The organism is Nocardia acididurans, assembly GCF_016741815.1.
Classification (GTDB): domain Bacteria; phylum Actinomycetota; class Actinomycetes; order Mycobacteriales; family Mycobacteriaceae; genus Nocardia; species Nocardia acididurans.
Window position 1 is genome coordinate 516,677 of sequence record NZ_JAERRJ010000001.1, and the last position, 12,994, is coordinate 529,670.

Genomic DNA, 12,994 nt, shown 5'->3' on the forward strand with positions numbered 1-12,994 from the left:
AGCGCGCGACTGCTTTGTCACCAGAGGGGTGTGAGATGCGAGATCGACGCTCGACGTTCATAGCTTGCCAGTACCCGACACAATACGGAAGCTGAACGACGATCTCTGAGGCGCGACACGCAATTTCGCCATGTTTCACATGAAACATGACCCCACTCCCGGGTGGGCCCTCAGGGGCTGCGCCCCCGAACCCCGCAGAAACGACGGCAGGCGCGGTGGCAATCTGCCACCGCGCCTGCGAGATTCGGACTTACCGCTACTTGGCCGAGAGAGAACTCAGCAGACCCGCGAGGGGATTGGAACCCGAAGAGCCGGTGCCCCCACCTGGATTCGTCGGCTTCTCCGTCACAGTGACGGTAATGGTCTTGCTGGAGACTATCTCCTGCACCGCCTTGATCTGATGGGTTCCGGCGGTGGTGGGGGTCCAGGAGATGGTCGCCTTGGAGCTGCTCGGCTTGGCCTTACCGATCTCGGTTCCGTTGTCGCTGAAGGTGACATCGAAGAGGAAGGACGTGATCGTCACGTCGGCGGTGAGGGTGTAGGTCTCGCCGACGTAGACCGTGCCGGACGGGCCGGTGAGTCCGGTGACGAGCGCATTGGCCTGCGGGGCCGCAACGAGTGCGGCGGTGGCCATTGCGCCCAGTAACGCGGTGCCGAAACCCGCGCGCTTGGTGATGCTCATCTGTGTGCTCCTGTGCTCCTACCCCACAGCCATGCGGGGTGTACGGGACAGTACCGACGGGCATCGCGCATTTTTGAAGTATGGATATTTCGAATCAATCGGCAACGGATCAGCGGCGTTTGGACTTGGCCGCCGCTCGGCGCTCACCGCGGGGGAGCCGCTCGGCACTGATCACCACCGTGGGGGTGTCGAGCACTCCCACACCGCATTCGAGCACCTCCGCGTGGCCCGCGCCCGCCTTCGTCAGTTCGGCGCGATCGCGCTCCAACTCCTCCGCGGCACTGATCCCCTTGAGGGCGATCATCTTTCCGTGGTCGCGGACCAGCGGCATGGACCACCCCGCGAGCTTCGCCAGGGGAGCGACCGCACGGGAGGTGACCACATCCGCGCCTCCCGCCTCCTTCTTCACCCCGGGCTGCTCGGCCCGCCCACGGACGATGAGCACATTGTCGAGTCCGGCCGCATCCACGAACTCGGCCAGGAAGACGGTCCGGCGAAGTAGCGGCTCCACCAAGGTGATTCGAAGATCGGGCCGGGCGATGGCGAGCGGGATCCCGGGGAGGCCCGCGCCGCTGCCGACATCGACGATGCTCGCGCCCTGGGGGAGCAGTTCACCGACCACCGCGCAATTGAGGATGTGCCGATCCCACAGCCGGGGGACCTCACGCGGACCGATCAGACCACGCTCCACACCCGCGGTGGCGAGCACGTCGTAGTAGCGCCGGGCCAACTCCACTCGGTCCCCGAAGATCACCGCGGCGGCGGCGGGCTCGACAACGGGCTCGGTCACTTCGGGACCTGGTTCCACGTGAAACATCCTTCCGATGAACACAACTCTCGTAGCTCTCAGGGACTGCGCCCCCGAATCCCAAGCGGCTGGGCGGGGAGCGTCATGGATAAGCGTAGGGCCCCCGGGGTCTGAGTCCCGGGGGCCCTACGGTCAATGTCGCGTGCGTGTCACGCGGGGAGAACCACCACCCGGCGGCTCGGCTCCACGCCCTCGCTCTCGCTGACGACACCGTCGACGGCGGCGACCGCGTCGTGCACGATCTTGCGCTCGAACGGGGTCATGGGGGAGAGGGCTTCGCGCTCACCGGTTTCCAGCACCCGCTTGGCCGCCTCGGTGCCGAGCGCGCTCAACTCCGAACGACGCTTGGCACGCCAGCCCGCCACATCCAGCATGAGCCGGCTGCGGACGCCGGTCGCCTGCTGCACGGCCAGCCGGGTGAGCTCCTGGAGCGCGTCCAGGACTTCACCGCGACGACCGACCAGCTTGGTCAGATCCTTGCCGCCGTCGATGCTGACGACCGCGCGGTCGCCCTCCACATCGAGGTCGATGTCGCCGTCGAAGTCGAGGACGTCCAGCAGCTGCTCCAGGTAGTCGCCGGCGATCTCGCCCTCTTCGATGAGCGCTTCCTCGGAGTCGTTGGCGGACTCCACCACCGCGGTATCCGTCGCCGCCGTCGCAGCCGTCACTGTGGGGTCCCCTCCGTCGGTTTCAACAGTCATGGTTGTTTCCTTCATCTGGAGTTGTCGGCGCGGTGCGCCACAAAGCTTTTCGGGCGAGGGTCAGCGCCGTTTCTTCTGATTCGCGCGACCGCGGTTGCCGGACCGCTTCTTGTTGCCACCGGCCGGCTTGGCACCGGCCACCGGCTTCGAACCATTGGTGGCGGCCTGCGAGGTATCGGACTCGCCGTCCACCGCGGTATCCGTCGCCGGCTTCTTCCGAGTATCGACCGGCTTCGCGCCCGGCTTGGGAGCATTGGCCGCGCGGCGCTCGAGCGCTGCGGCCTTCTTCTCCTCTTCTTCCTTCTCCATGCGGCCGAAGACGAGATGCTGCTGCGCGTAGGTCCAGATGTTGTTGGACACCCAGTAGATCAGGATGGCGATCGGCAGGAACGGGCCACCGACGAGCACGCCGAGCGGGAACACCCACAGCGCCAGCTTGTTCATCATGGCGGCCTGCGGGTTGGCGAGAGCCTCGGGCGACTGCCGGGCCACGGAGGCGCGCGCGTTGAAGTGGGTCGCCAGACCGGCGATGATCATCAGCGGGATGGAGACGGCCGCGATGGCCACCTTCGAGGGGATGCCGCCGTAGTGCGCGAAGGAATCCAGCACCGCCTGCGGCTCGGTGATGTACGCCGAGAGCGGAGCGCCGAAAAGCCGTGCGGTGAGGAAGGACTGGACGTCGGCCGCGTTGAAGACGTAGTTCGGCGTCTGCGCGTTCAGCTCCGGGCTCAGGCCCAGCTGGCCGAATCCGTGGCCGGTGCGGTTGAACGACCGGAGCACATGGAACAGACCGAGGAACACCGGCACCTGCAGCAGCACGGGCAGGCAGCCCATGAGCGGGTTGAAGCCGTGGTCCTTCTGCAGCTTCTGCATCTCGATCGTCATCTGCTGACGATCGTTCTTGTACTTCTTCTGCAGTTCCTTGATCTGCGGCTGCAGCTCCTGCATCTGCTTGGTGGTGCGGACCTGCTTCACGAACGGCTTGTACAGCACGAGCCGCAGCGTGAACACCAGGAACACCACGGCCAGGGCCCAGGCGAAGCCATTGTCCTTGCCCAGCACGAACCCGAATGCTCGGTGCCAGAACCAGAGGATCCACGACACCGGGTAATAAATGAAGTCGAGCACGGCTCTATGCACTCCCGTCGTTCGTATCGCCGGTCACCGCGGACGATGACCCTTCATAAGCTGATGCCCCGTCCCGGAGCTGTTCCTTGCGTGCGGACTTGCGTTCCGGTACGGGGTCCCACCCACCAGGGTGCCAGGGCGCACATTTGGCCAGACGGACGGCCGTCAGTCCGAGACCGACGACCAGTCCGCGGGTGCGCAGCGCTGTCACCGCGTACTCGCTGCAGGTGGGCGTGAAGCGGCACACCGGCATGCGGGTGGGGGAGATGTAGGTCCGATACAGCTCGATGAGGAATATCAGAGCTTTGGCCGGTATGCGGGCAGCCGCGCGGAGAGCGCTCATGACTCGGTACCGGCTGAATCCACTTCACGGCTCACGGTGGTGGTGCCGAGTTTGCGCAGCCCGCTCGACATCTGCCGATGCAGCTCGGCAGTGGGGGCTTGCGCCGCGCCCGGCAGCGCGCGGATCACCACATCGGCGCCGTCCGGCAGTTCGGCCGCCAGACTCGCGCAGATATGACGCAGGCGGCGGGCCACCCGGTGGCGAACCACCGCCGGACCCACCGCCTTGCTGACGATCAAACCGAACCGCGGACCGCCCACCCGTATGACGGGCGAACCTACGTCCGTGGACTGGTGATCGTCGTGTAGCAGTACGTGCACAACGAGATCCCGTCTCCCGATCCGCCGGCCCTGGCGCACCGTCCGGGAGAAGTCGGTACGCCGATGCAGCCGGAACGGCTCAGGCAGCACCTGAGCGTCCGGCGATCAGCGGAGGGATAGGAAACCGGTAGTACGGCGAGCCGTTTCGACTACACGGCGTGCCGTGAGTCTGGCGCCGCATCCGGGATAACCGAATCAGGCGGTCAGCTTGGCGCGGCCCTTGCCACGGCGCGCCGACACGATGGCGCGGCCCGCACGGGTGCGCATCCGGAGACGGAAGCCGTGGACGCGCGCCCGACGACGGTTGTTCGGCTGGAACGTCCGCTTGCCCTTGGCCACGGTCAACACTCCTCTAAGTGGTGGGCGTCCGGTGACGCCCGAAGTTTGTTCGGTGATACGTGCTCTCGGTGGATCGGAAGATCCTCCGGCGCAATACCCGATCGGGCAGGGCAGCAGACAGCCGCCACCGCACCATAGGGTGACTGTAGAAGGGTACTTACCACCTGAACGAGGGTCAAACTCGGGGGTCAGGGGCCGTTCGGGACACGTCAGCTGCGGGTTCGTGTCGGTGGGCGGATTGTGTGTATGGTCCTTGCCGGGCCGCTGAGCAGTGCTCGCGAGCCCCGCCCGGAACTGTTGCCAGCTGTTAGCTGTAGAACCGCAGGTCCGCGCCCGATTCGGGGGATTCGACGCGATGTACCGCGCATCCCCAGGTTTTCCACATCTGTGGATAATTGTGTGGAAAGACCCCTGGAGTGGCATATTCGTAGGGCCGATCGCCTAGCTCCGGGGAGGACAAAGTTCGTGGACGACGAGCAGAATGTGCTGACCGCTGTATGGCCCGAGGTGATCGCCGAGCTCGCGAGCGGCAGCGCCGACGGGGAGATACAGCCGGTCAGTAAAGCGCACAAGGCGTGGCTCGGCATCATCGAACCCATCACCTTCCTGCAGGGCTTCGCGCTGCTGTCGGTCCCCGGCACGATGGCGCAAGAGGTTGTCGAACGCGATCTGCGTGAACCCATTCTCCGCAGTCTCGCCCGGCGCGGCCTCCAGGTCGAGGGCCTCGGCGTGCGAATTCGCGCCGCGCAGAACAACTCCGGTGACCGCGCCGCCGCAGCCCCCCGGCACGCCCGCATGACCTCCCGGCCCGAACGCCCGCGTGAGACCGATCACGCCGCACCCGTATACCAGCCGCAGCCCGCGCCGCAGCCCGTCGAACGTCCCCAGCAGCACTACCAGCCGCCGCAGGAGCAGCACTACCAGGCGCAGCAGGAGTATGCACAGCCCCGCTACCTGCCGCCTTCGGACTACCCGCCGGAGTACGGCGAGCGGGAATCTTATCCACCTGTGGAATTCGGGCAGCCGCCGATGGCCGAAGAGTTGCCGGTCCCCGCACCCGAGCCTGCGGCAGCCCCCCGGCGACGCGAATCGCACCGGACCCAGGCCATGCCGCCCGGACAGGAATCCCTGTTCTCCCCGGAACCGGATCCCGAACCCGCGCCCATGCCCGCCCCCGCGCGGCGGCCGGTGGACGACGACCACCACGCCGACGAGGAGCCGGTGGTCAACGTCCGCAACAACTGGCCCACCTACTTCAACAAGCCGCCCGAGCGCGAGACGCCCGCGCCGTCCTCCTCGGCCAGCCTGAACGCCAAGTACACCTTCGAGACCTTCGTCATCGGCGCGTCCAACCGGTTCGCGCACGCCGCGGCGGTGGCCATCGCGGAAGCGCCGGCGCGCGCCTACAACCCGCTGTTCGTCTGGGGCGCTTCGGGTTTGGGCAAGACGCACCTGTTGCACGCGGCCGGGCACTACGCGCAGCGGCTGTTCCCGGGCATGCGGGTGAAGTACGTGTCCACCGAGGAATTCACCAACGACTTCATCAACTCGCTGCGCGACGACCGGAAGGTGGCGTTCAAACGCCGCTACCGGGAGACCGACATCCTGCTGGTGGACGACATCCAGTTCATCGAAGGCAAGGAAGGCATCCAGGAGGAGTTCTTCCACACCTTCAACACCCTGCACAACGCGAACAAGCAGATCGTGGTGTCCTCGGACCGGCCGCCCAAGCAGCTGGCCACCCTGGAGGAGCGGCTGCGCACCCGGTTCGAGTGGGGTCTCATCACCGATGTGCAGCCGCCCGAGCTGGAGACCCGCATCGCCATCCTGCGCAAGAAGGCGCGGATGGACCGCCTCGACGCCCCGCACGACGTGCTCGAGCTCATCGCGAGCCGGGTGGAGCGCAATATCCGGGAGCTGGAGGGCGCGCTCATCCGCGTGACGGCCTTCGCCTCGCTGAACGGGCAGCCGCTGGATCTGTCGCTGGCCGAGGTGGTGCTGCGCGATCTCATGCCGGACACCGCCACCATGGAGATCACGGCGGCCACGATCATGGCCGTGACCGCGGAGTACTTCAACACCACGCTGGAAGAGCTGACCGGTCCCGGTAAGGCCCGGCCGCTCGCGCAGGCCCGGCAGATCGCCATGTACCTGTGCCGTGAGCTGACCGACCTATCGCTACCCAAGATCGGTCAGGCCTTCGGCCGCGATCACACGACGGTCATGTACGCCGAGAAGAAGGTGCGCAAGGAGATGACCGAGCGCCGGCGGGTGTACGACCAGGTTCAAGAACTCACAGCCCGGATCAAGCAGAGATCGCGGTAGTCCACAGCTAACAGGCCCCCACGTCGGATGACGTGGGGGTCTTCTGTTTTCGGGGTTGTGGATTCCTCGAGGAGTCCTCGAGGAATGCCTGTGGACTCCTCGAGGATTCCCACTGTTGTCCACCGGTTTGCCCACAGGTGGCTACTAACAGGGGTGCACAACCGGTAGTGCACAGTTCCCACAGGTTGCTTCATCCTCGAGGGCTGACCTGCCCGGATGCGATTTGTGCCCTGTGGATTCCTCGAGGAGTCCCTGTCGACTCCTCGAGGAATCCTCGAGTTGTCCCCCGATTCACTCAGATGTGCGCAGGGTGGGCGAAAAACGGGGAGCAACTCGAGGATGGCTCGAGGACAGATGTGGAGTAAGCCGTTGCCTCCACAGCCACTCCCGGTTCATCCTCGAGACACCCAACGGACATCCCCACGCCGCCACACCCCCGGACCTGCGCAAACGGGCGGAGTCCACAGAACTAACAGGACCTACTACTACTTCATTTCTCTTCTTTGAATTACTTCTTCTAAAACAGGCTGTGTGGAAACCGGGTCTGGGAGTGAACGGATCGATGGGTAGCTCCGCCCGACTCGAACGCGGCAGGGAGGAGAAGGGAGAGCAGTCCCGGCCGTCCGATGCGCCCGGAGGGTCGGAGTAGGCGCATCGGCCCCGCGCGGGTACGGTTTGGTGTCGGCCCCGTGTGCGAGACTGCCGATTACTCAGATCCGATTGATCGAGACACTGGAGAGGACAGACCGGGCGATGGAGCTTGCAAGCATGAAGTTTCGGGTCGCCCGCGAGGACTTCGCCGAATCCGTAGCCTGGGTGGCCCGTAGCCTGCCGTCGCGGCCTCCGGTCCCCGTGCTGGGTGGCGTACTTCTCGTGGCTGACGAGGATGGCCTGACGGTCTCCGGATTCGACTACGAGGTCTCCGCGCAGATGCGCGTCGCAGCCGAGGTAGCCGGACCGGGCCAGGTGCTGGTGTCGGGCCGCCTACTGGCCGACATCACCAAGGCGCTGTCCAACAAGCCGGTGGATGTCTCCGTCGACGGCACCCGCGTGCTGATCCAGTGCGGCAGCGCCAAGTTCTCCCTGCCCACCATGCCGGTCGAGGACTATCCCCAGCTTCCCGAACTTCCGCCCCAGACCGGTGAACTCGGCGTGGACGTGTTCTCCGCCGCTGTCGGCCAGGTGGCCGTCGCCGCGGGGCGGGACGACACCCTCCCCATGCTCACCGGCATCCGGGTCGAGATCGAGGGTCCCAAGGTCGTGCTCGCGGCCACCGACCGTTTCCGTCTGGCCGTGCGCGAGCTGGAATGGCAGCCCGGACGCGCCGATGTGGAGACCGCGGTACTGGTCCCCGCCCGCACCCTGTCCGAGTCCGCGAAAACCCTCGGTGCGTCCGATCAGCCCGTGCAATTGGCGTTCGGCACCGGCACCGACGGGCTGCTGGGCATCGTGAACGGCGGCCGCCGCACCACCACCCGTCTGCTCGACGCCGAATTCCCCAAGTTCCGCCAGTTGCTCCCCAAGGAGCACACCTCCATCGCCACCCTGAGCGTGAGCTCGCTGGCCGAGGCCATCAAGCGTGTGGCCCTGGTGGCCGAGCGCGGCGCCCAGGTGCGCATGGAGTTCTCCGATCAGGGCCTGCTGCTGTCCGCCGGTGGCGACGACGCCGGCCGCGCGGAGGAGTGGCTGGAGGCCGAGTTCCGCGGTGAGCCGCTGACCATCGCCTTCAACCCCGGCTACCTGGTCGACGGCCTGTCCGCGCTGCATTCGGATCGCGCCATCTTCGGCTTCACCACCCCGAGCCGCCCGGCCGTGCTGCTGCCCGCGCCGGAGGAGGAGCCCGCGCAGCTGGATTCCGGTGCGTTCGAGGCGCTTTCGGGTAACTACATCTACCTGTTGATGCCGGTCCGGCTCCCGGGCTAGCCCCGCGAGCCGGCAGTCTGTGCACACTGTTGACAACCCTGTGAAAAAGTCGGTGCGACAGGGGATTTCGCCGGATTCCGGAGAAATCCCGCAGGTCGATCCACAATTGCACAGGGTTATCCCACGCCGCGCGATGGGCATGGTGCCGTAGATGTACGTCCGGGCGCTGTCGCTGCTCGACTTCCGCTCCTGGGAGCGCGCTGAACTCGAATTACCGCCGGGGCGAACCACTTTCCTGGGTTCCAATGGCAACGGCAAGACCAATCTGGTCGAGGCCATCGGCTATCTGTCCACACTCGGTTCACACCGGGTGTCGGCGGACGCGCCGCTCATTCGCATGGGCGCACAGCGCGCCCGGATCGGCGCGACGGTGGTGAACACCGGGCGCGAGCTGCGCATCGATATGGAGCTCAATCAGGGCACCGCGAACAAGGCGCAGATCAACCGGTCGCCGGTGCGGCGGCCGCGGGAGATCCTGGGGATTCTGCACACGGTCCTGTTCGCGCCGGAGGATCTGTCGCTGGTGCGCGGCGACCCGTCGGAGCGCCGGCGGTTCCTGGACGAGCTGGCCACCGCGCGGCTGCCCCGGCTGGCGGGGGTGCGCGCGGATTACGACAAGGTGCTGCGGCAGCGTTCGGCCCTGTTGAAAACCGCTGGGCGCAATGCCCGTTCGAGTTCGCGCGGTACCGAGCTGAGCACGCTGGACGTGTGGGACGGGCATCTCGCGGCGCACGGCGCGGTGCTGCTGGCGCAGCGGCTGCGGCTGGTGCACGAACTTTATCCACATCTCGCACAGGCCTATGGATCGATCGCTCCGGAGTCGCGACCTGCGTCTATCGCGTATCGAAGCGGTTATCTCCCCATGGAATTCCAGGATCCCGCGCGTTCTCCACAGCCTGACGACGAGGAGCAGCTGGAGGCGATCCTGTTGCGCGAGTTGGGGAATGCGCGGCAGAAGGAGCTGGAGCGAGGGGTCTGCCTGATCGGGCCGCACCGGGACGATCTGGAACTGATGCTGGGCTCCGCACCCGCGAAGGGGTTCGCGAGTCACGGCGAATCCTGGTCCTTCGCACTGGCTTTGCGGCTCGGCGCGTTCGAACTGCTGCGCACCGCGGGCACCGATCCGGTGCTCATCCTCGACGATGTGTTCGCCGAACTGGATCGTCGCCGGCGCACCGCGCTGGCCGCGGTGGCCGCCACCGCCGAGCAGGTGCTCATCACCGCCGCTGTCCCCGAGGACGTCCCGCCGGAGCTCGACGCGAATCCCCTGCGGGTCGAAACCACCGGCGAAGCCGACCGTCGTACCTCCCGGGTGTCGGAGGCATGCGGCACAATCGGCGGGGACCACAGCCACGCGGGAGAGGATGTTGCGGATGGCTGATCAGCCGGAACCACAGGATCCGACCCCCGGGGCCAAGGGGCCGGAGGGCGAACTGCGCGGGGTCGACCTGGCCCGCAAGGCGCTCGAGGAGGCCCGCGCGGCCGCTCGCGCCCGGGGGCAGAACGTGGGGCAGGGGCGGGCCTCGCCGCGCAAGGGCGGGGTGCGCGCGCTGCGCCGCCGTCGCACCGGCTGGTCGGGGGCGGGTCCGGACGATCGTGATCCCCAAACGCTGTCCTCGCTGGCCATGGCGCTGGCCAAGGGCCGGGGCTGGTCCGGCAAGGTCGCCGAGGGCACGGTGTTCGGGCGCTGGCCCGCGGTGGTGGGGGAGGACATCGCCTCGCACGCGCAGCCGGTCACGCTCGAGAACGGCATCCTGAGCATTCAGGCCGAGTCCACGGCCTGGGCCACGCAGCTGCGGCTCATGCAGTCGCAGATTCTCGCGAAGATCAATGCGGCCGTCGGCCACGGCACGGTGAAGTCGCTGCGCATCAACGGCCCGACGGCCCCGAGCTGGCGGCACGGTGATCGCCACGTCAAGGGCCGGGGCCCGCGTGACACCTACGGGTAGTCCGGAGCGGGTGTGTTCGGGACGGGTTGGGGCCGTTCCTGATCCGTCACGGTGACGCCCGCACGTTTCACGTGGAACGTCTCCGGCTAGATCGCGGCGAACTCTTTCGCAAACTCGTCCGGGGCCGCGTGCGGATCGCCCGCTGAAGCCCCCGGAACCCCTGTCGCCCATGACCGGACCCGCCGATGGTCGATTTCACGCACGTACGACGCATTCAGGAGTGTCAGAGATGCATTCCTTGTCGGTCCTACCAGTAGGATGGGGGAGTAACTAGCGGCGATACCTCCCGGCGCGTCTCGCGACAGCGCGCGCGTGGGTCCGTAATTCTCGAGCAGACATGGCTGACCATGTCCCCGAGGGCCCCACGTGTGTGCCTGTGCCTGTGCCAGGAGGATCAGCAAGTAAGGAGAGCTACCGACCAGTGGCTGCCATGGACTCCAACGCAGACGGCTCGACTCAGCCCAAGTCGGGCAACGGTTACGGTGCCGAATCCATCACCGTCCTCGAGGGCCTCGAAGCGGTCCGCAAACGGCCGGGTATGTACATCGGCTCCACCGGCGAGCGGGGTCTGCATCACCTGATCTGGGAGGTTGTGGACAACTCGGTCGACGAGGCGATGGCGGGTTACGCCAGCCGGGTCGATGTGAAGTTGCTGGCCGACGGCGGCGTCGAGGTCATCGACGACGGCCGTGGCATCCCGGTCGCCATGCACGCGCAGGGTGTGCCCACCATCGAGGTGGTCATGACCCAGCTGCACGCGGGCGGCAAGTTCGACTCCGACGCCTACGCCGTCTCCGGTGGTCTGCACGGTGTCGGCATCTCGGTGGTGAACGCGCTGTCCACCCGCCTCGAGGCCGACGTGGACACCGATGGTTTCCACTGGACCCAGGAGTACAAGGACTCCAAGCCCGGCAAGCTGATCCAGGGCGAGGCCACCAAGCGCACCGGCACCACCATCCGGTTCTGGCCGGACGCCGAGATCTTCGAGACCACAACCTTCAACTTCGAGACGGTGGCGCGCCGCCTGCAGGAGATGGCGTTCCTGAACAAGGGCCTCACCATCACCCTCACCGACGAGCGGGTGGCGGCGAACGAGGTCACCGACGAGGTGGTCTCCGATACCGCCGAGGCGCCCAAGCACGCCGAGGAGGGCGAGGCGCCGGCCGAGCCGAAGGTCAAGACCCGGACCTACCACTACCCGGGCGGCCTGGAGGACTTCGTCAAGCACATCAACCGCACCAAGCAGGCGATCCACAACACGATCGTCTCGTTCCAGGGCAAGGGCACCGGGCACGAGCTCGAGGTCGCCATGCAGTGGAACTCGGGCTACTCCGAGTCGGTGCACACCTTCGCCAACACCATCAACACGCACGAGGGCGGCACGCACGAAGAGGGTTTCCGCGCCGCGCTCACCACGGTGGTGAACAAGTACGCGAAGGACAAGAAGCTCATCAAGGAGAAGGACGGCAACCTCACCGGTGACGACATCCGTGAGGGTCTCGCCGCCATCGTGAGCGTGAAGATCGCCGATCCGCAGTTCGAGGGCCAGACCAAGACCAAGCTCGGCAACACCGAGGTCAAGTCCTTCGTGCAGCGCACCTGCAACGAGCATCTGACGCACTGGTTCGAGGCCAACCCGGCCGATGCGAAGACCATTGTCACCAAGGCGGTTTCGTCGGCGCAGGCGCGTGTCGCCGCGCGCAAGGCGCGCGAGCTGGTGCGGCGCAAGAGCGCGACCGATATCGGTGGTCTCCCCGGCAAGCTGGCCGACTGCCGCTCCAAGGATCCGAGCAAGTCCGAGATCTACATCGTGGAGGGCGACTCCGCCGGTGGCTCGGCCAAGTCCGGCCGCGATTCGATGTACCAGGCGATCCTGCCGCTGCGCGGCAAGATCATCAACGTCGAGAAGTCGCGAATCGACAAGGTGCTCAAGAACAACGAGGTCCAGTCGATCATCACGGCCTTCGGCACCGGCATCCACGACGAGTTCGATATCGCCAAGCTGCGGTATCACAAGATCGTGCTGATGGCCGACGCCGACGTGGACGGCCAGCACATCTCGACCCTGCTGCTGACCCTGCTGTTCCGCTTCATGCGGCCGCTGGTCGAGCACGGGCACGTGTACCTCGCGCAGCCGCCGCTGTACAAGCTCAAGTGGCAGCGGTCCGAGCCGGAGTTCGCCTACTCCGATCGTGAGCGCGACGGGCTGCTGGAGCGCGGCCTGGCCGCCGGCAAGAAGATCAACAAGGACGACGGCGTGCAGCGCTACAAGGGTCTCGGCGAGATGAACCCGAAGGAGCTGTGGGAGACCACCATGGACCCGGCTGTCCGAGTCCTGCGCCTGGTCACTCTCGATGACGCCGCCGCTGCCGACGAACTGTTCTCCGTCCTCATGGGCGAGGACGTGGAGGCGCGCCGCAGCTTCATCACCCGCAACGCCAAGGACGTGCGGTTCCTCGACGTGTAGCCGACGGCT

General features: G+C 66.6%; 12 protein-coding genes. 5 read left to right on the forward strand and 7 right to left on the reverse strand.

What is annotated here, in order from left to right:
* Positions 1-256: 256 nt before the first annotated feature.
* The 7 genes from JK358_RS02365 to rpmH form a co-directional block, all read right to left on the reverse strand.
* The gene (locus tag JK358_RS02365; RefSeq protein WP_201942921.1) at positions 257-682 is read right to left on the reverse strand and encodes an Ig-like domain repeat protein; all 426 of its coding nucleotides are present in this window, start codon (positions 680-682) and stop codon (positions 257-259) included.
* Positions 683-791: 109 nt separating this feature from the next.
* Complete coding sequence (gene rsmG / locus JK358_RS02370) at positions 792-1,499, reverse strand: 16S rRNA (guanine(527)-N(7))-methyltransferase RsmG (RefSeq protein WP_201942925.1); 708 nt, start codon at positions 1,497-1,499, stop codon at positions 792-794.
* Between the two features lie 140 nt (positions 1,500-1,639).
* Positions 1,640-2,191, reverse strand: a complete 552-nt coding sequence (locus JK358_RS02375) for a Jag family protein (RefSeq protein ID WP_232850582.1) — start codon at positions 2,189-2,191, stop codon at positions 1,640-1,642.
* A gap of 60 nt (positions 2,192-2,251) precedes the next feature.
* Positions 2,252-3,319, reverse strand: a complete 1,068-nt coding sequence (gene yidC / locus JK358_RS02380; RefSeq protein ID WP_201942928.1) for a membrane protein insertase YidC — start codon at positions 3,317-3,319, stop codon at positions 2,252-2,254.
* A 4-nt stretch (positions 3,320-3,323) separates the two neighbouring features.
* Positions 3,324-3,662, reverse strand: coding sequence for a membrane protein insertion efficiency factor YidD (yidD, locus tag JK358_RS02385; RefSeq protein WP_201942930.1), 339 nt, complete (start codon positions 3,660-3,662; stop codon positions 3,324-3,326).
* Positions 3,659-4,072 carry a ribonuclease P protein component gene (gene rnpA, locus JK358_RS02390; protein WP_201942932.1) on the reverse strand — a complete coding sequence of 138 codons (414 nt, stop codon included), beginning with the start codon at positions 4,070-4,072 and terminating at the stop codon, positions 3,659-3,661. Before rnpA ends, yidD begins: the two co-directional genes overlap by 4 nt.
* 105 nt (positions 4,073-4,177) lie before the next feature.
* A complete protein-coding gene (gene rpmH, locus JK358_RS02395) occupies positions 4,178-4,321 on the reverse strand; it encodes a 50S ribosomal protein L34 (RefSeq protein ID WP_033085250.1) in 144 nt (47 codons plus the stop codon).
* 465 nt (positions 4,322-4,786) lie between these two features.
* Here rpmH and dnaA point away from each other — a divergent pair, with 465 nt between their 5' ends.
* From dnaA to gyrB, 5 genes are all read left to right on the forward strand, one after another.
* The gene (dnaA, locus tag JK358_RS02400; RefSeq protein ID WP_201942935.1) at positions 4,787-6,646 is read left to right on the forward strand and encodes a chromosomal replication initiator protein DnaA; all 1,860 of its coding nucleotides are present in this window, start codon (positions 4,787-4,789) and stop codon (positions 6,644-6,646) included.
* 753 nt (positions 6,647-7,399) lie between these two features.
* Positions 7,400-8,569 carry a DNA polymerase III subunit beta gene (gene dnaN, locus JK358_RS02405; protein WP_201942936.1) on the forward strand — a complete coding sequence of 390 codons (1,170 nt, stop codon included), beginning with the start codon at positions 7,400-7,402 and terminating at the stop codon, positions 8,567-8,569.
* Positions 8,570-8,720: 151 nt separating this feature from the next.
* Positions 8,721-9,950: a DNA replication/repair protein RecF gene (gene recF / locus JK358_RS02410; RefSeq protein ID WP_201942939.1), complete on the forward strand. Its 1,230-nt coding sequence runs from the start codon at positions 8,721-8,723 to the stop codon at positions 9,948-9,950.
* Positions 9,943-10,518, forward strand: a complete 576-nt coding sequence (locus JK358_RS02415; RefSeq protein ID WP_201942941.1) for a DUF721 family protein — start codon at positions 9,943-9,945, stop codon at positions 10,516-10,518. The genes recF and JK358_RS02415 overlap by 8 nt, the downstream gene beginning before the upstream one ends.
* Before the next feature lie 430 nt (positions 10,519-10,948).
* The gene (gyrB, locus tag JK358_RS02420) at positions 10,949-12,985 is read left to right on the forward strand and encodes a DNA topoisomerase (ATP-hydrolyzing) subunit B (protein ID WP_201942943.1); all 2,037 of its coding nucleotides are present in this window, start codon (positions 10,949-10,951) and stop codon (positions 12,983-12,985) included.
* Positions 12,986-12,994: the final 9 nt, after the last annotated feature.

What these genes read in the sequence shown, in the direction of transcription:
- recF (WP_201942939.1), top strand. Translation starts at nt 8,721, where the DNA reads ATGTACGTCCGGGCGCTGTCGCTGCTCGACTTCCGCTCCTGGGAGCGC.
- JK358_RS02365 (WP_201942921.1), bottom strand. Translation starts at nt 682, where the DNA reads ATGAGCATCACCAAGCGCGCGGGTTTCGGCACCGCGTTACTGGGCGCA.
- dnaN (WP_201942936.1), top strand. Translation starts at nt 7,400, where the DNA reads ATGGAGCTTGCAAGCATGAAGTTTCGGGTCGCCCGCGAGGACTTCGCC.
- JK358_RS02375 (WP_232850582.1), bottom strand. Translation starts at nt 2,191, where the DNA reads ATGACTGTTGAAACCGACGGAGGGGACCCCACAGTGACGGCTGCGACG.
- rsmG (WP_201942925.1), bottom strand. Translation starts at nt 1,499, where the DNA reads ATGTTTCACGTGGAACCAGGTCCCGAAGTGACCGAGCCCGTTGTCGAG.
- yidD (WP_201942930.1), bottom strand. Translation starts at nt 3,662, where the DNA reads ATGAGCGCTCTCCGCGCGGCTGCCCGCATACCGGCCAAAGCTCTGATA.
- gyrB (WP_201942943.1), top strand. Translation starts at nt 10,949, where the DNA reads ATGGACTCCAACGCAGACGGCTCGACTCAGCCCAAGTCGGGCAACGGT.
- JK358_RS02415 (WP_201942941.1), top strand. Translation starts at nt 9,943, where the DNA reads ATGGCTGATCAGCCGGAACCACAGGATCCGACCCCCGGGGCCAAGGGG.